Genomic DNA, 23,053 nt, shown 5'->3' on the forward strand with positions numbered 1-23,053 from the left:
CTCCAGAGATTATGCAGACCCCCTCCACAGCCGACTTTCGGAAGCCCCCGGAATGTCGGCTTCCAACAGGACTCAACAGGCCGTAAGCGGTCACACCGACCACGATGGAGAAGTAACGACAGCCTCGGGAGGTCTTTCATGGCCGCGGATGCGCACGGTATGACGAAGGACGTGCGGGACACGAGAGAACGCCACGTGTCCGGAAACGTCCTCGTCTCGATCGGGGCCCTGCTGCTCGGCATGCTGCTCGCCGCGCTGGACCAGACGATCGTGTCCACCGCGCTGCCCACCATCGTCAGCGACCTCGGCGGCATGGAGCACCTGTCCTGGGTGGTCACCGCCTATCTGCTGGCCTCCACGGCGGCGACCCCGCTGTGGGGCAAGCTCGGTGACCAGTACGGGCGCAAGCGGCTGTTCCAGACCGCGATCGTGATCTTCCTGATCGGGTCGGCGTTGTGCGGCATGTCCCAGGACATGACCCAGCTGATCGCCTTCCGGGCTCTGCAGGGGCTGGGCGGCGGCGGGCTGATGGTGCTGTCGATGGCGATCGTCGGCGATCTCGTCCCGCCGCGCGAACGGGGACGGTACCAGGGGCTGTTCGGGGCGGTGTTCGGGGCGACGAGCGTGCTCGGCCCGCTGCTGGGCGGCCTGTTCACCGAACATCTGAGCTGGCGGTGGGTCTTCTACGTCAATCTTCCGGTCGGTGTGGTCGCGCTGGCCGTGATCGCCGTGGTGCTGCGGATTCCCCGTAAGTCGACGAAGCACGTCATCGACTACCTGGGGACCTTCCTCATCGCCGCCGTCGCCACCTGTCTGGTGCTGGTCGCCTCGCTGGGCGGGAACACCTGGGGCTGGGGATCGCCCCAGATCGTCGGGCTCGCGGTGCTGGGCGTGCTGCTGGCGGTCGCGTTCGTCGGGGTCGAACGGCGGGCCGCCGAGCCCGTGCTGCCGTTGAAGCTCTTCCGGGTGCGGACCTTCACCCTGGCCGCCGTCATCAGCTTCATCGTCGGGTTCGCGATGTTCGGGGCCATGACCTATCTGCCCACCTTCCTCCAGGTGGTGCAGGGAGTCTCGCCGACCATGTCCGGTGTGCACATGCTGCCCATGGTGTTCGGGCTGCTGCTGTCCTCGACCGTCTCCGGGCAGATCGTCAGCCGTACCGGGCGGTGGAAGGTGTTCCCGGTGGCCGGTACCGCGGTCACCACGCTGGGGCTGCTGCTTCTGCACCGGCTCGACGAGAGCAGTTCCACCTGGGTGATGAGCATCTGCTTCTGCGTGTTCGGGCTGGGGCTCGGTCTGGTCATGCAAGTGCTGGTGCTGATCGTGCAGAACGCCGTCTCGTACGAGGATCTCGGCGTCGCCACGTCCGGCGCGACCTTCTTCCGGTCCATCGGGGCGTCCTTCGGGGTCGCCATCTTCGGGACGGTCTTCGCCAACCGGCTCGGCGACAAGCTGGCCGAGGCCCTGCAAGGGGCGCAACTGCCGCCCGGCGTCTCGGTGTCGGGGATCGAGGCCGACTCCCGGGGGCTCGCTCAGCTGCCGGGCTCGGTGCGGCCCGAGGCACTGCACGCGTACGCCTCGTCGATCACCGACGTCTTCCTCTACGCCGCGCCCGTCGCGTTCCTCGGGTTCGTGCTCGCGTGGTTCCTCAAGGAGGACCGGCTGCGGGGGTCGGTCACGGCGCCCGACGTCACCGAGACGCTGGCCAGCAATCCCGTGGAACGGTCGTCGCACGACGAGGTCTGCCGGGCACTGTCGCTGCTCGGGACGCGGGAGGGGCGGCGGGAGATCTACCGGGAGATCACCGCACGGGCCGGGTACGACCTGCTGCCCGCGTCGAGCTGGCTGATGCTGCGCCTGCGGAAGTACGGGTGGGTGGAGCCGGCGCTGCTCGCCGAGCGCACGTCCGTGCCGCTGGGCGCGGTGATCGCGGCGGCGCGGCAAGTCGAGGAACGGGGGCTGGCGACACGGGAGGGCGTCGGGCTGCTGCTCACCGAGCCGGGGCGGGAGGTCGCGGTGCGGCTCGCGGCGGCGCGGGAGGAGTCGCTGGGGGAGTTGCTGGGGGACTGGTGGGGCCCCGACCGGTCCACGGATCTCGCCCAGCTGGTGAAGGAGCTGACCGACGAGCTGTGCGGATCGGATCGGGAACAGCCGGTGCCTCCGGCGGTTTGAGGGGGTGCCTGCGGCGGCCTGTTGCTCGTCGGTGGGGGCGCGGGTGTGTTGCGCAGTTCCCCGCGCCCCTGGATGCCTGTGCGGGTTCGGTGGGGGGCTTTGTGCAGTTCCCCGCACCCCTGAATGCCTGCGGCCGGCGTCGCAGGCGGACACCCCCCGCCCCGCCCGTCGTCGTTACAGGGACTTGCCCAGTGTGTGGTCCGCGTAGATGTCGTCGCTGTACCGGGCGATCTCCTGGTAGCCGAGCCTCGCGTAGAGGGAGAGGGCCTCGGTCAGGTCCGCGCGGGTTTCGAGGATCAGGCGGGTGGCGCCGAGGGCTCGGGCCGCGGACTCCGCCGCCTCGACGAGGAGGACCGCGCCGCCCTTGCCGCGCATCTTGTCGTGCAGGTAGACCCTGGTGAGCTCGGCGCTCCCGTCCGGGCGCAGACGTATGCCCGCCGTGCCGGCCGGCTCGCCCGCGTAGCTGGCCACCAGCAACAGGCCGGTCGGAGGGGCGAGTTCGCTGCCCGTGTCCTTCGCCACCTCCCTCTCCAGCTCGGCCGGATCTGTTCTGCGGTTCTCGTGCAGGAGGTAGTAGCGGTCGCTGACCTCTGTGTAGTACGCGCGCCAGAGAGCCGCTGCTGTGGGGGAGCCGGGGTGTTCGGGAGTGACGGTCCAGGTCATGGCCTGATTGTCGCCTACACATATGCGGAGACGGTTTGAATAAAACGTTCGAGGCAACCCGACAGATATGTCAACTGGCCTGATCATCGCTCTGATCGTGATCGTGGCGGCCGTCATCATCGTGGCGGCCGTCCTGACTCTGCGTGGCCGGGGTCCGCAGCACGGCCGGGGCCTGAAGCGACGCTTCGGGCCCGAGTACGACCGTACCGTGGCCCGGCACAACGGGGACGAGAAGGCCGCCGAACGTGAACTCACCGAGCGCGTGGAGCGGCATGGATCCCTGCGCGAGCAGCCCCTCGAAGCGGCGGAGCGCCAGCGGTACGAGGACCGCTGGACGGCCGCCCAGGAACGCTTCGTCGACTCCCCTCGGGAGGCCGTCGCCGAGGCGGACCGGCTGCTCGCCGAGCTCGCCGAGGCCCGGGGCTTCCCGGGCGGCGGGCAGTACGAGGAGCAGTACAACGCGCTGTCCGTGCACCACGCGCACCGTGTGCACGGCTACCGGCGGGTGCACACGGTGGCGAGTGCCCGCACGGACGCCCGGCAGGACGGCGACGGACGGACGGACACGGAGGACATGCGCGCCGCCATGGTGGAGGCGCGGGCCCTCTTCGAGGAGCTCGTCGGCCCGCCGCGGAGCCGCGAGGAGTCCCGGACACCCACCCATGAGTCCCACGAGCGCGCGGGCCAAGCCCGCGACGGCCGCAGCGACAGCCGCGGACATCTGCCGTGGGCATTCAACAGGCGTCACGCGAAGGGGAGTTGAGTGACATGACGGATGCCACGAGCAGGCCGGGCGCCGACGGCACCCGGGGGGAAGGAAAGACCGGCAGGGGCACGGCCGGCGACCCCGCGGGGTCGCACAGTCCCCTGGTGACTCCCACCGAGAGTGAGGCGCCGGGTCTGGACCCGGTGGCCGGACGTCCGGCGGGTACGACCGGCTCCGGTGAGCAGTCCCGTGACCAAGGTGGCCTCGGTCGAGGTCGAGACTCGGCTGTCGGCCACGACAAGATCTCCGGACTCGGCCGTGAGACCGAGCGGGAGCGGGGCGCCGGTTCCGACGCCGTCGGCGGTGTCGGTCCGGGTGTGGGCGGAGTCTCGGGTCACGAGGCCCGGCTGCTGCCGCACGACGAGAGCGACAAGCTCAGCACACGGCTCCAGCACGCCGTCGCCGGGTTCGTGGACGAACCCCGGTCCGCCGTCGAGGAGGCCGACCAGGTGCTGGAGGAGGTCGCCGCCCGGTTCGCCGATGCCGTGAAGCAGCGTCGGCGCACGCTGCGCAACTCCTGGCAGACCGGCGACGGCGGCCAGGACAAGGGCGTCGGCGCCGGCGACACCGAGCAACTCCGACTGGCGCTGCGGGACTACCGCGAGCTGACGGAGCGGCTGCTGCACAGCTGACCCGTCGTCCGTACGTACGACCGGCCTGTCGCCCGGACTCGGGTGGCAGGCCGGTCTTGGGTTACGGGCCGGTCTTGGGTTGCTTGCGCCGGACACCGCCGTGCCGGGCGAATTATCATGCGGCGGCGGCAGGTCAACGGGGTTGCCGCGCATGGAACCTTTCAGGAGGAGCGCACGTGCTCGAACTCACCATGGCCGTCGTCACCGCGGCGGAGGAGGGTGCCACGGCCGGGATGCAGATGGCCGACGCGCCCAGTGACCCGGGCACCGTGCTGCGGGTGGGCCGGGACAAGTCCGTGTGCCGGCTCGCGACCCCCGACGACTGGCTGTTCGTCTCCCGGGTGCACCTGGAGTTCCTGTGCGGGCCCGAGGGCGTCTGGCAGGTGACCTGGCTCCAGGGCTCGCAGCCCGACCCCTCGTCCGAGGTGCAGTTGGTGGCCGGGGCCTACGCGCAGCCCCTGGTCTACGGCGGTTCCGTGACGCTGCCCCGGGGCGGCAACGGCGAGATCGTCATCCGCGACCGCACCGCCCCGCGCAGCGTCAACGTCGGCTTCTATCACGAGGCCTGAGCGGGACGGGCTACGGCAGGACGCGGGCCAGCGCGAAGCCGTCGTAGCCCTTGCTGCCGACCGTCTGGATCGCCGTGGCGCTCAACCTCGGGTGCCCTCCGATCAGTTCGAGCGCGGTGCGGGTGCCCTGGACATCGGGGGCAGAGTTGCCGGGGTCGGCGACCCGGCCGCCCCGTACGACGTTGTCCACCACGATCAGGCTGCCCGCACTGGTGAGCTTGAGCGCCCACTCCACGTAGTGCGGGTTGTTGGCCTTGTCGGCGTCGATGAAGACCAGGTCGAAGGGGGGCGGGTTCTCGTCGGCCAGTCGGGGCAGCGACTCCAGGGCCGGGCCGACCCGCACCTCGGCGATCTTGTCGAGACCCGCGCGGGCGACGTTGCGGTTCGCGACCTCGGCGTTGACCGGGCTGTACTCCAGTGAGACCAGACGGCCGTCGGCGGGCAGGGCGCGGGCCAGCCAGATCGTGCTGTAGCCGCCGAGCGTCCCGATCTCCAGGATCGTACGGGCGCCCTGGATCTGGGCCAGGAGCTGCAGGAGCTTGCCCTGTGGTGCCGTCACGGCGATGGACGGCAGGCCGGCGGCCTCGCTGTCGCGCAAGGCCGCCCGGAGCACGTCGTCCTCCGGGGCCAGATGGGTGGTGAAGTAGTCGTCGACGTCGTCCCAGAACTGCGACTCGCTCATGCACCTGTGCCTTTCGTATGGCTAGTTAGAGCAGCTAACTAGTTGCGCTAACGAATATAGTCCGGCACCCGGTCCCTGTCAGCGGATTACCGCTGCGGCGGCGAGCCCGGCAGGGGCCTGCCCGCCGACTCCGTCATGAACCACACCGCCACACCGCCGATCACGGCCGCGGCCATCATGTAGTAGGCGGGCATCATCATGTTCCCGGTCGCGCCGATCAGTGCGGTCACCACCAGCGGGGTCGTGCCGCCGAAGAGGGACACCGAGATGTTGAAGCCGACCGAGAGGGAGCCGTAGCGCACCCGGGTCGGGAAGAGGGCCGGGAGGGCGGCCGGCATCGCCGCCGTGAAGCAGACCAGGAGCAGGCCCAGTGCGCCCATGCCGAGCGCGATCGCGAACAGGCTGCCCTGGCGGATCAGCAGCAGGGCCGGGACGGACAGGAAGAGGAAGCCCGCGCAGCCCGCGGCGATCACCGGGCGGCGGCCGACACGGTCGCTCAGGGCGCCCGCGAAGGGCTGGACGATCATCATCAGCGCCATCACGGCGAGGACGACCAGCAGACCGTGCGTCTCGTCGTACTTGAGCTCGCTGGTCAGATAGCTCGGCATGTACGACAGCAGCATGTAGTCGGTGACGTTGAAGACCAGGACCAGGCCCACGCACAGCAGCAGGGCCTGCCACTGGCCGGTGATCATCTCGCGCAGCGGGACCTTGCGGCGGTCGGCCTCGGCCTTCTCGGTCTCGGCCGTGAACGCCGGGGTCTCCTCCAGGCGCAGCCGCAGATAGAGGCCGATGACACCCATCGGGCCCGCGATCAGGAACGGGATCCGCCAGCCCCAGGACACCAGGTCCTCGGTGGACAGCAGTGCCGTCATCACCGTGACCAGACCGGCGCCCGCGATGTAGCCGGCGAGTGTGCCGAACTCCAGCCAGCTGCCGAGGAAGCCGCGCTTCTTGTCGGGCGCGTACTCGGCGATGAAGGTGGAGGCGCCCGCGTACTCGCCGCCGGTGGAGAAGCCCTGGACCAGACGGGCGGCCAGGAGCAGCAGCGGGGCGCCGACGCCGATCGTGGCGTACGACGGGATCAGGCCGATGGCGAAGGTGCCGGCGGCCATCATGATCATGGTCACGGCGAGGACCTTCTGGCGGCCCACGCGGTCGCCCAGCGGGCCGAAGACCAGGCCGCCGAGCGGGCGGACCAGGAAGGCCGCGGCGAAGGCGCCGAACGTCGACAGGAGCTGGGCGGTCGGATTGCCGGAGGGGAAGAAGACCTTGCCCAGGGTGACGGCGATGTAGCTGTAGACGCCGAAGTCGAACCATTCCATCGCGTTGCCCAGCGCGGCGGCCTTCACGGCACGCTTCACGAGGGCCGGGTCGACGCCGACCGCCTCGGGGGTCCCGGGGTCGCGAGGAGGGTGGACGGGGTGAACGGGGGCGGGGGCACTCGGCAAAACTTCGCTCGCCTGCCTTTCGACGGGGACCAGGGCAAAAAGCGACCATAGGCGGACTTGCCGGGCTTACGTCATGCTCGAGTCCGGTCACGGAGCGTACATAAACGTGCTGTATGCAGGTACCCTGCGTCCGATCATGGACGCCCTTTCCCCCGACGCGTGTGATCCATCTCGCGCCCTGCTGCGCGAGGAGCCTACCGGCGGACTATCGCCATTCGGACAAAAGGGACAGGTTAGGTGAGGCTGGGGTTGCCTGCGTCCTTCCTCTCGGGCGCATGGCACGAACGGGACGAGAGGCCGACGAGGCGTGGCGAACGCGGAGCACAGTGGGACCACCGAGGTCCAGGCGCGGCTGCTCGCGGCCAGGTTCGTCCTGTGGCTGGTGGCGGCCGTCCTCGCCGCACGAGAGGGTCGTCCTCCGCACCCCCAGAGGCGAGCGGCTGACGGACCTGGAGACCCGGGTCGGCCCGGACGGTGTCCTGCATGTGAAGGGCTCGCTGTACGACTCGACGCAGTTCACCGGTACCCCGTTCGGGGGACTCGTCCTGAAGCCGCTCACCCGCGCCGCCGAACAGGCCCTCGGCTGGAGCTGAACCTTCGGCACCCTGCTCCGGGTCGTCGCCCTCGGTCTCGTCGCCGCCCGCGCTTGGCCGGTCGCCGTCGTCGTGGTGATGACCCTCCCGGCGACGATGATGCTGCCGCACATCTCGGCGCTGTACACCCTGCGGGACAACCTGGTGCTGCTGGCCGCGCTCGCCGCCGCCACGGTGATCCCCTTCCTGTCGCGCACCTCGCCGTATGCCGGCGCTCGGGATCATCGACACCGTGCACGGGGTGCAGGACTTCTCCAAGCCGGACTACGGCACCCTGACCGCGCTGACCAACCAGTACGCGGCGATGCCCTCGCTGCACTTCGGGTGGTCGCTGTGGTGCGGGGTCGTCATCGTGATCATCGCGCCCCGGTGGTGGATGAAGGCGCTGGGCCTGCTGCATCCGTTCTTCACCGTCTCGGCGATCGTGGCCACCGGGAACCACTGGGTGCTGGACGCGGTGGGGGGCGCGGCTGTCGTCGCGGGCGGGTTCGGGCTGTCGTATCTCTTCCAGGGGCCGCGGGCCCGGATGGTGGCTGCTGCCGCGGAAGTCGATGAGGAACGGGTGCCGGCGAAGCGGTGAGGGACTTCGCCCGGGGGCCGAGTGCACCGCGCCACGTCGGCCACCTGCGCACCGACCCGCCAGCCGACTCCCGCCGCCCGCCCCGAACTTTGGCCGGGCCGGTGTGTGCTCCCTGGGGTGGCCGCCCGCACCGGGACGGGCCGGCGGTCTGCAAGGACCGTCGGCCCGGGTACCGGGGCGGGCGTCAGCTCAGGGTGACCTGGAGCTCCTTGACGCCGTTGATCCATGCCGAGCGCAGACGGCGGGGGTCGCCGGAGGCGCGGAGCGTGGGCATGGCGTCGGCGATGGCGTTGAAGATCAGGTCGATCTCCAGGACCGCGAGGGACTTGCCGAGGCAGTAGTGCGGGCCTCCGCCGCCGAAGCCGAGGTGGGGGTTGGGGTCGCGGGTGATGTCGAAGACGTCCGGGTTCTCGAAGACCTCGGGGTCGTGGTTGGCGGCGGCGTAGAAGATGCCCACGCGGTCGCCCTTCCTGATCTGCTTGCCGCCCAGCTCCGTGTCCTGGGTGGCCGTGCGCTGGAAGGAGTTGACCGGGGTGGCCCAGCGGACGATCTCCTCCGCGGCCGTCGAGGGGCGCTCGGCCTTGTAGAGCTCCCACTGGTCGGGGTGGGTGAGGAAGGCGTGCATGCCGTGGGTGATGGCGTTGCGGGTCGTCTCGTTGCCCGCGACCGCCAGCATCAGCACGAAGAAGCCGAACTCGTCGGAGTTCAGGTTGCCTTCGTCCTCGGCTGCCACCAGCGTGGTGACGATGTCCTTGGCCGGGCACTGCTTGCGGTCGGCCGCCATGTTCATCGCGTAGGCGATGAGCTCCATGGCCGACTGCTGGCCGACCTCCTCGCTGATCGCGTACTCCGGATCGTCGTACGAGATCATCTTGTTGGACCAGTCGAAGATCTTCGCCCGGTCGTCCTGCGGGATGCCGATGAGCTCGGCGATGGCTTGCAGCGGCAGTTCGCAGGCGACCTGGGTGACGAAGTCGAAGGAGGCGCCGGGCAGGGCGCGGGCGGTCTCGACGATCGAGTGGGCGCGGTTGCGGAGGCGTTCCTCCAGGGCGCGGATGGCCCGGGGCGTGAACACCCGCTGCACGATCCCGCGGACCCTGGTGTGCTCCGGCGGGTCCATGTTGAGGAGGATCAGGCGCTGCGCGTCGATCGCGTCGCGCTCGATGCGTTCGTTGAACCGGATGATCGCCGTGTTGAGGTACGACGAGAAGATCTCCGGGTGGGTGGAGACGTACTTGACGTCCGCGTGCCGGGTGACCGCCCAGTACCCCTCGTCCTGGAAGCCGGCGACATTGGCCGGCTGGGGGATCCAGCGCACCGGTTCGGCCCGGCGCAGTTCGGCGAACTCCGGCAGCGGTACGCGACTTTGCAGCAGGTCGGGGTCGGTGAAGTCGAACCCGTCGGGGAACGCTGGACAGGTCATCGGCAACTCACTCCAGCTCTCTGGAAGCTTTCCGACTGGAAGCTTTCTGACGGTCCATCAGGAACAGAGCTGTCGTGAAGGTAGTAACGGGTTCTACAAGTGGCAAGGGGCGCGGAGCCCTCAATTGTGTGCACGCCCCTTGCGGTGGTGGGCGGCCCGTCCGCAGACTGCAGAGCAGCGCGAAGTAGAACACGTACTAGTTCTGCCCAGTTCTGCGTGTTCCACGGAAGTTCCATGGATCCGTTCGGAGGAGAGGACCCGCACCCATGGCCGCCGAACCCGTGATCGTCGAAGCCGTCCGTACCCCCATCGGCAGGCGCGGCGGCGCGCTCGCCAATCTGCATCCCGCCTATCTGCTGGGCGAGACCTACCGTGAGCTCCTCGGCCGCGCCGGCATCCCCGCCGACGCGGTGGAACAGATCGTCGGCGGCACGGTCACCCACGCCGGAGAACAGTCCATGAACCCCGCGCGCACGGCCTGGCTGACCGTCGGGCTGCCGTACGAGACCGCGGCGACGACGGTCGACTGCCAGTGCGGCTCCTCGCAGCAGGCCTCCCACATGGTCGCCAACATGGTCGCGGCCGGGGTCATCGACGTCGGCATCAGCTGCGGTGTCGAGGCGATGTCCCGGGTGCCGCTGGGGTCGGGCTCGAAGCACGGGCCGGGCAAACCGTTCCCGGACGAGTGGAACGTCGACCTGCCGAACCAGTTCGAGGCGGCCGAACGGATCGCGCGGCGCCGGGGGCTGACCCGGGAGAACGTCGACTCGCTCGGTCTGATCTCGCAGGAGCGGGCGGCCGTCGCCTGGTCCGAGGAGCGCTTCAAGCGGGAGACGTTCGCGGTCCAGGTGCCGACCACCGAGGACGAACAGCGGGCCGGGCAGGGCATGTGGCGGCTCGTCGACCGCGACGAGGGACTGCGCGACACGTCCATGGAGGCACTGGCGAGCCTCAAGCCGGTCATGCCGGCGGCGATCCACACGGCGGGCAACTCCTCCCAGATCAGTGACGGCGCCGCGGCGATCATGTGGGCGTCGAAGCGGATGGCGCGGGCGCTGAAGCTGAGGCCGCGGGCCCGGATCGTGGCCCAGGCGCTGGTCGGCGCCGACCCGCACTTCCACCTCGACGGACCGATCGACGCGACCCGCGCGGTGCTCGGCAAGGCGGGCATGTCCCTGAAGGACATCGACCTCGTCGAGATCAACGAGGCCTTCGCGTCGGTGGTGCTCAGCTGGGCCCAGGTCTTCGAACAGGACCTGGAGAAGGTCAACGTCAACGGCGGCGCGATCGCACTCGGCCACCCGGTGGGGGCGACGGGGGCACGGCTCATCACGACGGCCCTGCATGAACTGGAGCGCGCGGACAAGGAGTTCGCGCTGATCACGATGTGTGCGGGCGGGGCGCTGGCCACCGGGACGATCATTCAGCGGTTGTAGTCGACGTCCAGTTGACGAAGGCGGTTGACGGAGTTCGGCCTGGACGACCTGGACGTCGAGGCGGTGGAGGAACTCGGCTTCCTGCGGCGCTCGGTGGACGCGGTGGTGCGCGCCGGGACGGTCGAGGGCTGGGCCTTCGCCGTCCAGGCCGCCACGTCGAGGTGTCGCCGAGAACACTGTCGGCGGCGCGGAGCTACCCGAGGCCTTCGATCGCCGCCGTCGCCTCCGCCGCGGACGCCGTGTCGCCGGCTGCCGTGAACAGTTCCTGTGCCCGGGTGAGGTGTGCGCGGGCCTCGGGGAGTTCGCCGCAGTGGCGCAGGGCCGTGGCGAGACCGGTGAGCGCCCGGGGCAGGAAGCGGTCGAGGTCGCCGCGGGCGAGGGGGGTGGTGACGGTGCGGTAGGCCGCCACCGCCTCCGGCCATCGTTCGAGGGCCAGCAGATCATGCGCGATCTCCTGGCGGAGAAGGACCTGGATGAACTCGTTCAGGCCGGGAACATCCCCGGCGGAGGTGTCGAGCAGGGCCCGGTGCAGGGCCAGCGCCTCCTCGGCACGGCCGGACTCGCGCAGCGCCCTGCCGAGGACCCGCTGGGAGACCGCCTTCCCGGCGCTGTCGCCGACGGCCTCGAAGAGCCGGGTGGCCTTGGCGGCGGCCTCCGCGGCCTCCGCGGGACGCAGACCCAGACAGGCCCCGCTGATGTACGACCAGGCCCAGGCCTGCTGGCCCTCGTCACCGGTCTCGATCGCCAACTCCAGGGCCTGGCGGGCGAGTTGCTCGGCCTGTTCGTACTGGGACGCGCCGACCCCGTGGGCCCAGGCCAGACAGTTGAGCTGGTGGGCCTCGGCCGCCCGGTCACCGACGGCCGCCGCGGACCGGGCGCCGTACGAGAAGAGGGTCCGCCACTCGGGCCACTGGCTCCAGCGGTCGGAGAACCAGTACAGGGTGCGCGAGGTGTGGAGGATCTCCGCGTGCCGGTCCGCCGCGTACATCAGGGGCAGGGCGCCGGCCCAGTTGGACCGTTCGGCGATGAGCCACTCCTCCGCCGCCTCGGCGGACCCGGGGGCGAACGCGGGGACCGTCCCCGCCCATGGCTCGGGCGCGCCCGGTGCCTCGAACAGGCGGCCCGCCGCCGAGGCCGACCGCAACAGCCAGTCCGCCATGCGCAGGTGAACCTCCCCGGCCACCGACTCGGGCTCCTCGGCGTCGAGTCGCTCGCGCGCGAAGAGCCGTACGAGGTCATGGAGGGCGTACCGGCCGGGTGCGGTCTCCTCCAGCAGGCCCCGGTCGACCAGGAGGTCGAGGACATCCCCGGTGGTGAGCGGGTCCCCGCCGGTCAGCACGGCGGCGAGGTCGGGGCCGGTGTCATGGCCGGGGGTGAGCGAGAGCCGGCGCAGCAGCAGCCGGTGCGGTTCGGTGAGTTGGCCGTAGGAGAGGGCGAGGGCGCCGCGTACGGCGAGGTCGCCCGCGACCAGCCCGCTCAACCGGCGCCCCTCGTCGGCGAGTTGGTCCACCAGGTGGGCCGGGGTCCAGCTCGGGCGGCTGGAGAGGCGGTTGCCGACGATGCGCAGGGCCAGCGGCAGGTGGCCGCACAGCTCGGTCAGCCGGGTGATCGCCTCGGACTGGCCGTCGGTGCGCGGGGTGCCGAGGATGCGCTCCAGCAGCCTCGTCGACTCCCCGCCGCTGAGGCCGCCGAGTCTGATCCGGCGTACGCCTTCGAGACCGGCCAGCGGACGCCGGCTGGTGACCAGCACGAAACTGCCCTCGGCGTCCGGCAGCAGCGGCCTGGTCAGGGTCTCGTCGGCCGCGTCGTCGAGGACGACCAGGGCCCGCCGGCCGGCGAGTGCGGCCCGGTAGACGGCCTCGCGGGCGACGGGGTCCACCGGGATCCGGTCCGGGGGGTGCCCCAGTGCCGTCAGCAGGAGGACCAGCGCCTCGGCGGCCGGCAGCGGGGAGTCGCTCATGCCGTGCAGCTGGACGCAGACGCTGCCGTCCGGGAAGGCGCCGGACAGGCGTCGTACCGCCTCCGCCGCGAGCGTCGTCTTGCCCTGTCCGCCCGGCCCGAACAGCACCGCCGCACGGGTGCGCGTGCCCGTGGCCAGCGACTCCAGCTCCGCCAGCTCCTGCTCCCGGCCGGTGAAGTCCGGGACGGTCCGCAGGAGGTACGGCGGCGTCGGTGCCCCGCCGCGTTCCCGGCCGGTGCCGGCCAGCCGCTGTACGCGCTCGCGCTGCTCGTCGTCGAGCCCGAGCGCGGCGGCGAGGGCGTCGACGGTACGGCGCTGCGGTCCGCGGCTGCGACCGCGCTCCAGGTCGCCGAGTGCGCGGACGCTGACTCCGGAGGCTGCGGAGAGTTCCTCCAGGGTCAGCCCGGCGGCCCGGCGCAGGGAGCGGAGCGTGCCGCCGAAGGGGGTCGCGGGGGGAGAGGTGTGACTGGTCATCATGACAATTAGAACAAGGGCTCTCTACTTCCGCCTGCACTTCTGCCTGGTGGCCCCCCGCGACCCGTGGTGAGCTGGAGACTCCATTTCGAGAGGACGAAACGACATGCCGTACATCACCGTTGGCGAAGAGAACAGCGCGCCGATCGAGCTCTACTACGAGGACCACGGCACCGGACAGCCCGTCGTGCTGATCCACGGCTACCCGCTCGACGGCCACTCCTGGGAGAAGCAGCTGCCCGCGCTCCTTGAGGCCGGCCACCGGGTCATCACCTACGACCGCCGCGGCTTCGGCCGCTCCTCGCAGCCCACCACCGGCTACGACTACGACACCTTCGCCGCCGACCTCGACAAGGTGCTCACGACCCTGGACCTGACCGACGCGGTGCTCGTCGGCTTCTCGATGGGTACCGGCGAGGTGGGCCGCTACCTGGGCACGTACGGCTCGGGCCGGGTCGCGAAGGCGGCCTTCCTGGCCTCCCTGGAGCCCTTCCTGCTGAAGACCGACGACAACCCGACCGGCGTGGACCAGTCGGTCTTCGACGGCATCCTGGAGGCCGTGACCAAGGACCGGTACGCCTACTTCGACGCCTTCTACCAGGACTTCTACAACCTGGACGAGACGCTCGGGAGCCGGATCAGCGAGGCGGCCGTGCGGGGCAGCTGGAACGTGGCCGCGGGTGCCTCGGCGCACGCGTCGGTGGCCTGCGTGCCGACCTGGATCACCGACTTCCGGGCCGACGTGGCGAAGATCGACGTACCGGCGCTGATCCTGCACGGCACGGGCGACCGCATCCTGCCGATCGACGCGACCGGCCGGCCCTTCCACGCCCTGCTGCCCGCCGCCGAGTACGTCGAGATCGAGGGCGCCCCGCACGGCCTGCTGTGGACCCACGCGGAGGAGGTCACCTCGGCGCTGCTGGCCTTCCTGGCCAAGTAGCCCCTGGAGGGTCCCTGGAGAAGCGGGGGCTCACTCGCGCCCCGAGGCGGTCACCGCCAGCAGGGCCACCAGCCCCGCCGCGATCGCCAGCGGAATGCCGAGGCCGTGGTGGAGCACCAGCCACGCGCCCAGTGCGGCCCCGGCGACCATCGCGATCACGGACGCCGTACGGCGCGGCGAGCGGGTGCCGGGGCCGCCGCCGGCCCGGGAGTCGGCGGCGAGGCCGGTCAGTGTCATGGTCAGCACGGTCGTCGTCAGGTCAGGGACGCCGAGCCTGCGGACCGTGGCGTTGCGCAGGCCCATGGCGAAGGCGGTGACGGCGATGAGGGTGTAGGCGGTGGCCGTGGCGCCGGGCGCGGCGAAGGCGACCACGGCCGACACCCCCAGGAGCACCGCCTCGGCGGCGAGCGTGAGCCGGGCCCAGGTGCGGCGGGATCCGGAGCCGAGCCGTACGGCGACCCGGCCGCCCGCCACCGCGCCCACCACGAACGACGCCAGCGAGGTCAGGGTGTGCTCCACCGAGAAGCCGGGCGCCCCGGCCGCGGCGAACCCGAGCACGACCACGTTGCCGGTCATGTTCGCGGTGAAGACGTGTTCGAGGCCGAGATAGCTGACGGCGTCGATCAGTCCGCTGACCACCGTCAGCCCCAGCAGCACGGCCACCAGGCGCAGCCCGCGCGCCTCGGGATCGCCGGCCGCCTTCGTGTCGGTGCCGCTCTGTTCGCTCATCGATTCTCCGGACGGCCGGACGGACGGGGTGCACCCAAGTCCACCACGGAGGCGGGGGATTCTCGGATGTCGGGGCGACCCGCGCGTCCGTAGCGTCGAGGACATGAGTGATGAGACGCGCAAACCCTGTGGAACAAGGGCGAGTCGGCGCACCCGGAGGGGGCTCGCCGCAGCGGCGGCCCTGCTGCTCGCCGGGCTCGCGGCGGTCCCGGCGGCAGCGGCCGCCGATGAGCGGACGCATCAGGCCGGGCGGACGCATCAGGCCGGGCGGACGCATCAGGCCGGGCGCGGCGACCTGGTCGCCGTCACCCCGGTCGCCGACCGGGACGCGGGGGCCGTCCGGGCGTTCCTGGGCGGCCAGGACGTCGCCACCGGCTCCGTGCGGTACGGCGTACGGGCCTACCGGCTGACGTACCGGACCGTCGATCCGTACGGCAGGCCCACCACCGCGACCGGGCTGCTGACGCTCCCCAAGGGCGGCGGCCACCGACTTGACCTGGTCTCCGACACCCACGGCACGATGGTCCACCGCGACTACGCGCCCTCGGCGAGCGAGGACTTCGGGCGGGTGCCGTCGTATCTGAACGCGAGCGCGGGCCGGGCCGTGGCCGCCCCCGACTACCTCGGCCTCGGCAGGGGCCCGGGCCGGCACCCGTACATGGACACGGCCTCGTCGGTGACCGCCTCCCTCGACATGCTGCGCGCCGCCCGGACGGCCGCGGACCGGCTCGGGCGTCCGCTCACCGGGGACGTGTACGCGACGGGCTTCTCACAGGGCGGCCAGGTCGCGATGGCGCTCGGCACGGCGCTGGACGCGGGCGCCGACCGGCACTTCCGGCTGAGGGCACTCGCCCCGGTCAGCGGCCCGTACGACCTGGAGGGCCAGGAGATGCCCGCGCTGTTCGACGGCCGGGTCAACGACACCAGCGGAGTCCTCTACATCGCGTACTGGCTGGTCGCCCAGAACCGTCTGCATCCCCTCTACAAGGACCCGTCCGACGCCTTCCGCGCGCCCTACGCGAGCCGGGTCGAGGGCCTGCTCGACGGGAGCCACGAGCAGGAGGACGTCGTCAGAGGGCTCGCGCCCTCGGTGAAACAGCTGCTCACGCCCGCCTTCTACGAGCGTCTGCGGCACCCGTCCGGCGCCGTGCTGGACGCGATGCGCGCCGCCGACCACACCTGCGACGGGAAGCCGGAGGTGCCGGTAAGGCTGTACGCCGCTGCCGGCGACACCGACGTGCCCATCGGCAACACCCGGACATGCGCCCGCACCCTCGCAGGTCAGGGAGCGAGGGTGCGGGTGGTCGAGCAGGGAGCCGTGGATCACTTCGGCTCCCTCGCCGTGTCGGCCCCGCAGGTGGTGCGGTTCTTCGACGGCGTCCGGGGGTGATGCACGCGGCTCAGTACCAGCCGTTGGCCTGCCAGAAGGCCCAGGCGGCGGTCGGGCTGCCGTAGCGGGAGTTCATGTAGTCCAGGCCCCACTTGATCTGGGTCTTGGCGTTGGACTTCCAGTCGGAGCCGACGGAGGCCATCTTGGAGCCGGGCAGGGCCTGGACCAGGCCGTAGGCGCCGGAGGAGGAGTTCGTGGCGTTGACGTCCCAGCCGCTCTCGTGCTCGACGATCTTGCTGAACGCGTTGTACTGCGCGGCGTTCGGGATCATCTTGTGCGCGATGGCCTTGGCCTGGGCGGACGAGTTGGTCGTGGCCGCCTGGGCCGGCGCCGCGGTCAGGACCAGGCCGGCGGTGGCGGCGGCCATCGCGACGGTGGTGATGGCCTTCTTCGGAGAAGCGATGCGGCGGGCGATGCGGGAGACGGACACGGAGAACCTTTTCTTCGGGGACGGTGGTGCCGCTCGCGGTCCCGGGGGACATGCGTCGGCGCCGAGGCCCGTGGGCTTGTCGGCGCCGTGCGACGTCGTCTACAGAAACAGGCTCGGCAGGCGTCCGCAATGACCCCTTTTACTAGTTGTGGTCGAATCGCCGGGAAAGGGCATCTGTGTGATCCGGCTCTCAATGCGCAGGTCAGGAGGGGTGCGGGTTGGGCGTTATGTCGGAATTGTTCCTACTGTTCCCGTTAGTAGGTGAGCTGGGTCATGTGGGGCGCTTCACCGCTCGGACGCCTCGAATGTGACCTGGGTCTCGAAGGCCGCACGGCGGGTGGCCCGGCGCAGCCCCCTGAGGAGGGCCGGGCCGAGGGTGAGCGTCAGGACGACGGTCACCAGGGCCCGGCCCAGGTCCCAGCCGAGCGACGTGGCCAGGCAGTACGCCAGGAAACGGGACAGGTTGGCGGGAACACCGGCGTGCGGGTCGAAGGCGATGCCCGAGGCGAGGGCGCCCATGAAGGGCCAGCCGGCCATGTTCATGGCGGTGCCGTAGGCGAAGGCGGCGAGGAAACCGTAGGCGGCCAGGAGCCGGACCTCCGTACGGGCCCGCGCGCGGGCGGGCACCGGCAGCAGGCCCGCGCCCATCGTGAACCAGCCCATCGCCAGCATCTGGAACGGCATCCACGGCCCCACCCCACCGGTGAGCAGGGCGGACGCGAACATCGTCACGTTGCCGAGCACGAAGCCGAAGCCCGGGCCGAGGACCCGGCCGCTGAGCACCATGAGGAAGAACATCGGCTCGATACCGGCGGTGCCGGCGCCGATCGGCCTGAGCGCGGCGCCGGTCGCGGCGAGTACGCCGAGCATCGCCACGGCCTTGGGGCCGAGGCCCGACTCCGCGAGCGCCGCGGCGACCACGGCGACGAGCAGGACGAGCAGTCCGGCGAAGAGCCAGGGGGCGTCCTGGGTGTGGGTGCCGACCTGGGAGGTGGGCGGGGCGAGGAAGGGCCAGCCGAAGGCGACGACGCCCACGGCGCTGACCAGGGCGAGGGCGAGGAGGGAGCGGGGGCCCAGGGGTACGGCTCGGGTCATGACAGGGCCTTCCTCACCTCGGCGACCGTGAGCCACCGCTGCGGGGCGAGGATCTTGCTGACCTGCGGGGCGAAGGAGGGGGAGGACGTGATCACGTCCGTCGCCGGGCCGTCGGCGATCACCTCGCCCTCCGCCAGCAGGACCACCCGGTGGGCGAGCTCGGCGGCGAGTTCTACGTCGTGGGTGGCCAGCACGATCGCGTGGCCGGTGGCGGCGAGTTCACTCAGTAGATCGACGAGACGGGCCTTGGCCGCGTAGTCCAGGCCGCGGGTCGGCTCGTCGAGGAGCAGGAGGGGCGGGCGGGCGGCCAGGACCACGGCGAGGGCGAGGGCGAGTCGCTGGCCCTCGGAGAGATCGCGGGGGTGGGTGTCGTCGGTCACGCCCGGCAGGAGGCCGTCGACCAGCGCACGGCAGGTGCCGGGTGCCGCGCCGGCGTCCTGGTCGGCGGCCCGGCATTCGGCGGCGACCGTGTCGGCGTACAGGAGGTCCCGGGGTTCCTGGGGGACGAGGCCCGCTCGGCGGACGAGGTCCCGCGGGGCGGTGCGGTGGGGCTGGGCACCGCCGACGTGGACGGTTCCCGCGGAGGGCTCCACCAGGCCGACCAGGGTGTTGAGGAGCGTGGACTTCCCGGCACCGTTGCGGCCCATGAGGGCGATGGTCTCGCCGGGGCGGACGGTGAGGTCGATGTGGGTCAGGGCCTGGACGTGGGCGCGGCGGACGGAGAGGGCGGTGACTTCGGCGAGGTGGGGTGTGGCGGCAGGGGTGGGGCGCTCGCGGCGGGTGAACCGGCGGGCCCGCTGCACCTGGGGGCCGGTCTCGCCGGCGGCGGCTGCGGGTGCCTGTGCGGCGAGTCGGTCTCGTAGAGGTCCTGCCTGGCGGCGGGCGTTGCGGACCGTCAGGGGTAGTGGGGACCAGCCCGCCAGCCGGCCCAGGTCCACCACCGGCGGGTACACCGGGGACACGGCCATCATCTCGGCCGGGGTGCCGAAGACCGGTGCTTCCCCGGGGGCGGGCAGGAGGGCCACCTGGTCGGCGTACTGGATGACGCGTTCCAGGCGGTGTTCGGCCATGAGGATCGTGGTGCCCAGGTCGTGGACCAGGCGTTGGAGGACGGCGAGGACCTCCTCCGCCGCCGCCGGGTCCAGGGCCGAGGTCGGTTCGTCCAGGACCAGGACCCGGGGGTGCGGGGTGAGGACCGAGCCGATCGCCACGCGCTGCTGCTGGCCGCCGGAGAGGGTGGCCAGCGGCCGGTCGCGCAGGGGAGCCAGCCCCAGCAGGTCCAGGGTCTCCTCCACCCGGCGGCGCATCACCGCCGGCGGCAGCCCCAACGACTCCATGCCGTAGGCGAGTTCGTCCTCCACGGTGTCCGTCACGAAGTGGGACAGCGGGTCCTGGCCCACCGTGCCGACCACGTCGGCCAGTTCGCGTGGCTTGTGGGTGCGGGTGTCGCGGCCGGCCACGGTGACCCGGCCGCGCAGGGTGCCGCCGGTGAAGTGCGGGACGAGCCCGCTGACCGCGCCGAGGATCGTGGACTTGCCGACCCCCGACGGGCCCACGAGCAGCACGAGTTCACCCTCCGGCACCTCGAAGTCGACGCCCTGCACGGTGGGTTCGGGCGCCCCGTCGTACATCACGGAGACGTCCTCGAAGCGGATCACGACGACGGCTCCTTGAGGGCTGGGGCGGGGGCGGGGGCGAGGAAGGCCGGCAGCAGGCCCACGAGGACCGCCGCGGCCGGCCACAGGGGGAGGGCGGGGGCGACGAGGGGCACCACACCGGGGTGCAGGGCGGCCGGATCGGTGGCGCTCGCGAGGAACATCCCCGCCGCCACGGCCGCGCCGGAACCGGCGACCAGGAGGGACCGGGCGGTCCAGCGGTCCGGACGGTAACGGGTGCGCGGAGTGCGGCGGCCGCCCAGACGCAGACCCGCGAGGGCGGCGGCGAGGCCGGCGAGGAGCACCGGGACGCCGTACGTGCCGCCCTCGGCGGTGAGTAGTCCGTACGTCCCCGCGCAGACGCCGAGCAGTCCGCCGAGGGTGAGTGCGGTGGTCGTACGGCGGACTCCGGGCGGGACCTCGGCAGTACGGCCGTAGCCGCGGGCGTCCATGGCCGCGGCGAGGGCGACCGAGCGTTCCAACGCGCCCTCCAGGACCGGGAGTCCGACCTGGAGGAGGCCGCGCATCCCGGAGTCCGGGCGGCCTCGGAGGCGGCGGGCGGCGCGCAGGCGCTGGACGTCGGCGATGAGATGGGGGGCGAAGGTCAGGGCCACCACCACGGCCACGCCGAGTTCGTAGAGGGCGCCGGGCAGGGACTTCAGGAGCCGGTGCGGGTTGGCGAGGGCGTTCGCCGCGCCCACGCAGATGAGGAGGGTGGCCAGCTTGAGGCCGTCGTAGAGGGCGAAGACGAGGGACTCCGCGGTCACCCGGCCACCCAGGCGGATGCCCTGCGCCCAGTCGGGGAGCGGGAGTTCGGGCAGGGCGACGAGCACATGGGTGCCGGGTATGGGGGAGCCGAGGACGATCGTGAAGAGGAGACGGACGAGGAGGACGGCGAGGGCGAGTTTGAGGAACGCGGTGTACGAGCGGGCCCAGGGTGTGTTCCGGCGGCAGGTCGCGACCACGTAGGCCGAGGTGACGACGAGCAGGGTCAGGAGGAGAGGGTTGGTGGTGCGGGTGGCCGCTGTGCCGAGGCCCAGGGACCAGAGCCACCAGGCGCCGGGGTGCAGGGGGACGGGCCGGCCGGCTGAGCTATGCGGCATTGCCGCGCCGCCTCGCCCTCGCCCGCCACGCCGCCGCCCCCAGTACGGCGATCGCCCCCAGGCCCGCGAACAGGCCCACGGACGGCTCGCTGTCCGACCCGTCCGACCCGCTCTCCTCCGAGCCCGTCTTCTTCCCCGCCACCTGCTCCCCGCAGCCCGTCTCCGGATATCCCGCGATCGCGCACAACAGCGCGTTGGCGTTGTAGCGGAGCGGCTTGGCGGCCGTCGCCAGGGCTTCCGCCGTGGTCGCGTCGCGGGGTACCACCGGGCACGCGGTGCGGCTCGCCGGGGGCTTCGCACCGGACGGGGCGTCCGAGGCCGTACCGAAGTCGATGACCAACGCCACGCGCTTACGGCCGTCCCGCGCCGCCGTGTCTCCGCAGATCGCCGTGAACGACGCCGTCCCGCGGGGCTTGTCCGCGTCCGCCGAGTCCTCGCTCACCGCGAAGCGGAAGCCCTGGACGTCGCCGTCGGAGGGGACCGCGGTGGAGGGGCCCTGGGTGGCGTACGTCCAGGTCGTGCCGGTGCGGTCCCAGAAGGACCAGTAGCGGTACCCGGCGGCGTGGGCCGGGCTCACGGCGGCCAGGAGGAGGCCCGTCAGGAGGGAGAGGAGGACCGCCTTGCGGGTCACGGCTGCTTCCTCTTGTTGCGGCTGCTGAGCAGGAAGCCGATCCCCGCGCCGGCGGCGAGACCCGCGCCGACCGTCCACCACACGGAGATGCCGGAGTCGTCCTGGGACGCGGTGACCGGCGCCGGTCCCGTCGCGGTCAGCTGCTCGACCAGGTTCGTGCCGCCGAAGTCGCGCGGGTCGGCGCCACCCGCCTCGGCGGCCAGGATCAGCTGGGCGTATGCCGCCGGGCCGTTCTGCTCGGCCCACTTCGCGGAATTCCGCTCCAGCCACGCCAGGGGCTCGCGCGCGGCCGCGGAACCGCCCTGGACGGCGAGCGCGACGACCGCGTCGGCCGTGTTGCCGTAGTCGGGCTGGTTCTCGGAGCCAGGGAGGGCGGAGGTCAGGTGGCCGTCCTTCGCGACCGCCTTCGCCAGGTAGGCCGCGCCGTTGGCCGCCGCCTGCCCCGGAGTCGGGCGAGCCGCGTCGGCGCAGGTGGCGGCCGCCTTGCCGTCGGCCTTCGCCGACACCATGTCCTGGCCCAGCACGCCGACGACGGCCGCCGCGGTGGCGTCTGCGTTGGCCGCGAGCCTGCCCTTCTTGTCCGGCTGGTAGGCGAAGGCGCCCCCGTCGGCACACGGCAGGGCCAGCTTCAGCAGGGCGTCGTACGGCGACCTGCCGCTTTTGAGGGCCTTGGCGGGATCGTCGCCGGAAGCCTTCAGCGCGCCGATCGCCACGGACGTCGAGTTGGCGTCGCTGGCCCCGCCGGAGGAGAAGCCCCAGCCGCCGTCCTTGTTCTGGACGGACTTCAGCCAGGTCACCGCCTTCGTGACCGCGGTGCCGTGCCCGCCGACCGCGGACAGGGCCTGCGCGGCGGCTGCCGTGCTGTTGGTGTCGACCATCAACTTGGTGTCACAGGCCTTGGCCGGGTCCGCGCGGAACGCCGGGAACGCCCCGCTCGCGCACTGCTGCCCGGCCAGCCAGCCGACGGCCGCGGCGGCGGGCTCCACGTCCACCCGGTGCAGGGCGATCAGGGCGAGGGACTGCCGCCAGACCCCGTCGTACGTGGGGTCGCTGCTGCCGTACAGCCCCGAGGGCAGGGACGGCGACGGAGACGGCGAGGCGGCGACGGCGGGCGTGGCCGTGCCGATCACGACGGTGGCGGCCAGGACCGCGGCGCTGCGGCGGACGTTCATGATCGGCGGATGCCCTTCTCCCTGCGGGGAGCCGGGCAGCGCGGGAGGACCCCCGGGCGGCTCGGCTCCGTATACCTCGACGGTGCCGCGCACCGGCCGGTCTCCCAGGCCCTAGGGCCCTTCTGATGGATCTCCGCGGCGTCGCGCCGCCCGGCACGCACGCTCACCGCACGGCGCGAAGGGCCAGGTGGCTCCGCCACATGACCCTCCACGCCGCACGCCGATCGCACGCACCGAACGCCGCTCCGTCTTCCACGGAGATCCATCAGAAGGGCCCTAGGGGCACTGGGGGAGGGGGCGTGCCGGAATTGCACCGGCTTCCCCCCGTACGGCATGTGATGACGACCTGGCTACTGTACTCGCCCGTAGGGAAGCGGCTGAGAGCCGGGGGAGCCTCGGGGCCCGGGCTAGATGTACTGACCCGTGAGGTTGGGGACGCGGCTGGCGGGTGGTTGGCCTTTCAGCGCGGTGTGTCCGCGGTGGTGATTGTAGGTGTGTAGCCAGTCG

At 71.8% G+C, this 23,053-nt stretch carries 19 protein-coding genes and 2 pseudogenes; 8 read left to right on the forward strand and 13 right to left on the reverse strand.

The window, feature by feature from the left end; translation table 11 throughout:
* The first annotated feature begins 138 nt into the window (after positions 1-138).
* Positions 139-2,172: a DHA2 family efflux MFS transporter permease subunit gene (locus ACIRP7_RS34060; protein WP_403667247.1), complete on the forward strand. Its 2,034-nt coding sequence runs from the start codon at positions 139-141 to the stop codon at positions 2,170-2,172.
* A gap of 174 nt (positions 2,173-2,346) precedes the next feature.
* Here ACIRP7_RS34060 and ACIRP7_RS34065 read toward each other — a convergent pair whose 3' ends face one another.
* Entirely contained in the window at positions 2,347-2,835 is a 489-nt protein-coding gene (locus tag ACIRP7_RS34065; RefSeq protein WP_403667250.1) for a GNAT family N-acetyltransferase, read from the reverse strand.
* Positions 2,836-2,902: 67 nt separating this feature from the next.
* On the opposite strand from ACIRP7_RS34065, the gene ACIRP7_RS34070 reads away from it, so the two are divergent.
* From ACIRP7_RS34070 to ACIRP7_RS34080, 3 genes are all read left to right on the forward strand, one after another.
* Positions 2,903-3,598 carry a hypothetical protein gene (locus tag ACIRP7_RS34070; protein ID WP_403667252.1) on the forward strand — a complete coding sequence of 232 codons (696 nt, stop codon included), beginning with the start codon at positions 2,903-2,905 and terminating at the stop codon, positions 3,596-3,598.
* A gap of 5 nt (positions 3,599-3,603) precedes the next feature.
* Positions 3,604-4,233: a hypothetical protein gene (locus ACIRP7_RS34075; RefSeq protein WP_403667254.1), complete on the forward strand. Its 630-nt coding sequence runs from the start codon at positions 3,604-3,606 to the stop codon at positions 4,231-4,233.
* Positions 4,234-4,409: 176 nt separating this feature from the next.
* Positions 4,410-4,802 (forward strand): hypothetical protein, encoded by a 393-nt coding sequence (locus tag ACIRP7_RS34080; RefSeq protein ID WP_037899834.1) that lies wholly within the window; start codon positions 4,410-4,412, stop codon positions 4,800-4,802.
* A 10-nt stretch (positions 4,803-4,812) separates the two neighbouring features.
* On the opposite strand, the gene ACIRP7_RS34085 is transcribed toward ACIRP7_RS34080, so the two are convergent.
* Both ACIRP7_RS34085 and proP read right to left on the reverse strand, forming a co-directional pair.
* Positions 4,813-5,484, reverse strand: a complete 672-nt coding sequence (locus ACIRP7_RS34085) for an O-methyltransferase (RefSeq protein WP_403667257.1) — start codon at positions 5,482-5,484, stop codon at positions 4,813-4,815.
* Positions 5,485-5,570: 86 nt separating this feature from the next.
* Positions 5,571-6,935, reverse strand: coding sequence for a glycine betaine/L-proline transporter ProP (proP, locus tag ACIRP7_RS34090; RefSeq protein ID WP_403667259.1), 1,365 nt, complete (start codon positions 6,933-6,935; stop codon positions 5,571-5,573).
* 307 nt (positions 6,936-7,242) lie between these two features.
* Between proP and ACIRP7_RS34095 the strand changes: the two are divergent.
* Positions 7,243-8,108 (forward strand): annotated as a pseudogene (locus tag ACIRP7_RS34095) (phosphatase PAP2 family protein).
* Positions 8,109-8,292: 184 nt separating this feature from the next.
* On the opposite strand, the gene ACIRP7_RS34100 reads toward ACIRP7_RS34095, so the two are convergent.
* The gene (locus ACIRP7_RS34100) at positions 8,293-9,531 is read right to left on the reverse strand and encodes a cytochrome P450 (RefSeq protein WP_403667262.1); all 1,239 of its coding nucleotides are present in this window, start codon (positions 9,529-9,531) and stop codon (positions 8,293-8,295) included.
* Between the two features lie 266 nt (positions 9,532-9,797).
* Here ACIRP7_RS34100 and ACIRP7_RS34105 point away from each other — a divergent pair, with 266 nt between their 5' ends.
* Complete coding sequence (locus ACIRP7_RS34105; protein WP_403667265.1) at positions 9,798-10,967, forward strand: steroid 3-ketoacyl-CoA thiolase; 1,170 nt, start codon at positions 9,798-9,800, stop codon at positions 10,965-10,967.
* A 193-nt stretch (positions 10,968-11,160) separates the two neighbouring features.
* Here ACIRP7_RS34105 and ACIRP7_RS34110 read toward each other — a convergent pair whose 3' ends face one another.
* Entirely contained in the window at positions 11,161-13,404 is a 2,244-nt protein-coding gene (locus ACIRP7_RS34110) for an ATP-binding protein (protein ID WP_403667268.1), read from the reverse strand.
* A 103-nt stretch (positions 13,405-13,507) separates the two neighbouring features.
* On the opposite strand from ACIRP7_RS34110, the gene ACIRP7_RS34115 reads away from it, so the two are divergent.
* Positions 13,508-14,341 carry an alpha/beta fold hydrolase gene (locus ACIRP7_RS34115; protein ID WP_403667271.1) on the forward strand — a complete coding sequence of 278 codons (834 nt, stop codon included), beginning with the start codon at positions 13,508-13,510 and terminating at the stop codon, positions 14,339-14,341.
* 30 nt (positions 14,342-14,371) lie between these two features.
* Here ACIRP7_RS34115 and ACIRP7_RS34120 read toward each other — a convergent pair whose 3' ends face one another.
* On the reverse strand, positions 14,372-15,070 hold the full coding sequence (locus tag ACIRP7_RS34120) for a YoaK family protein (protein WP_352383322.1): 699 nt from the start codon (positions 15,068-15,070) through the stop codon (positions 14,372-14,374).
* Between the two features lie 103 nt (positions 15,071-15,173).
* On the opposite strand from ACIRP7_RS34120, the gene ACIRP7_RS34125 reads away from it, so the two are divergent.
* Positions 15,174-16,460: an alpha/beta hydrolase family protein gene (locus tag ACIRP7_RS34125; protein ID WP_403667274.1), complete on the forward strand. Its 1,287-nt coding sequence runs from the start codon at positions 15,174-15,176 to the stop codon at positions 16,458-16,460.
* 10 nt (positions 16,461-16,470) lie between these two features.
* Here ACIRP7_RS34125 and ACIRP7_RS34130 read toward each other — a convergent pair whose 3' ends face one another.
* The 7 genes and pseudogenes from ACIRP7_RS34130 to ACIRP7_RS34160 all read right to left on the reverse strand — a co-directional run.
* Entirely contained in the window at positions 16,471-16,890 is a 420-nt protein-coding gene (locus ACIRP7_RS34130) for a transglycosylase SLT domain-containing protein (RefSeq protein WP_403667276.1), read from the reverse strand.
* A gap of 285 nt (positions 16,891-17,175) precedes the next feature.
* Positions 17,176-17,985, reverse strand: a complete 810-nt coding sequence (locus ACIRP7_RS34135; RefSeq protein WP_403667278.1) for an ECF transporter S component — start codon at positions 17,983-17,985, stop codon at positions 17,176-17,178.
* A complete protein-coding gene (locus tag ACIRP7_RS34140) occupies positions 17,982-19,643 on the reverse strand; it encodes an ABC transporter ATP-binding protein (protein ID WP_403667281.1) in 1,662 nt (553 codons plus the stop codon). The genes ACIRP7_RS34135 and ACIRP7_RS34140 overlap by 4 nt, the downstream gene beginning before the upstream one ends.
* The gene (locus ACIRP7_RS34145; protein WP_403667284.1) at positions 19,640-20,743 is read right to left on the reverse strand and encodes a CbiQ family ECF transporter T component; all 1,104 of its coding nucleotides are present in this window, start codon (positions 20,741-20,743) and stop codon (positions 19,640-19,642) included. The genes ACIRP7_RS34140 and ACIRP7_RS34145 overlap by 4 nt, the downstream gene beginning before the upstream one ends.
* Positions 20,733-21,374, reverse strand: a complete 642-nt coding sequence (locus tag ACIRP7_RS34150) for an SCO2322 family protein (protein ID WP_403667287.1) — start codon at positions 21,372-21,374, stop codon at positions 20,733-20,735. The genes ACIRP7_RS34145 and ACIRP7_RS34150 overlap by 11 nt, the downstream gene beginning before the upstream one ends.
* The gene (locus tag ACIRP7_RS34155) at positions 21,371-22,546 is read right to left on the reverse strand and encodes a prenyltransferase/squalene oxidase repeat-containing protein (RefSeq protein ID WP_403667289.1); all 1,176 of its coding nucleotides are present in this window, start codon (positions 22,544-22,546) and stop codon (positions 21,371-21,373) included. The genes ACIRP7_RS34150 and ACIRP7_RS34155 overlap by 4 nt, the downstream gene beginning before the upstream one ends.
* A gap of 407 nt (positions 22,547-22,953) precedes the next feature.
* Positions 22,954-23,053 (reverse strand): annotated as a pseudogene (locus ACIRP7_RS34160) (IS481 family transposase); the annotation flags it as partial.

The sequence above is a fragment of the Streptomyces sp. NPDC102270 genome, from assembly GCF_044766405.1.
Taxonomy (GTDB): domain Bacteria; phylum Actinomycetota; class Actinomycetes; order Streptomycetales; family Streptomycetaceae; genus Streptomyces.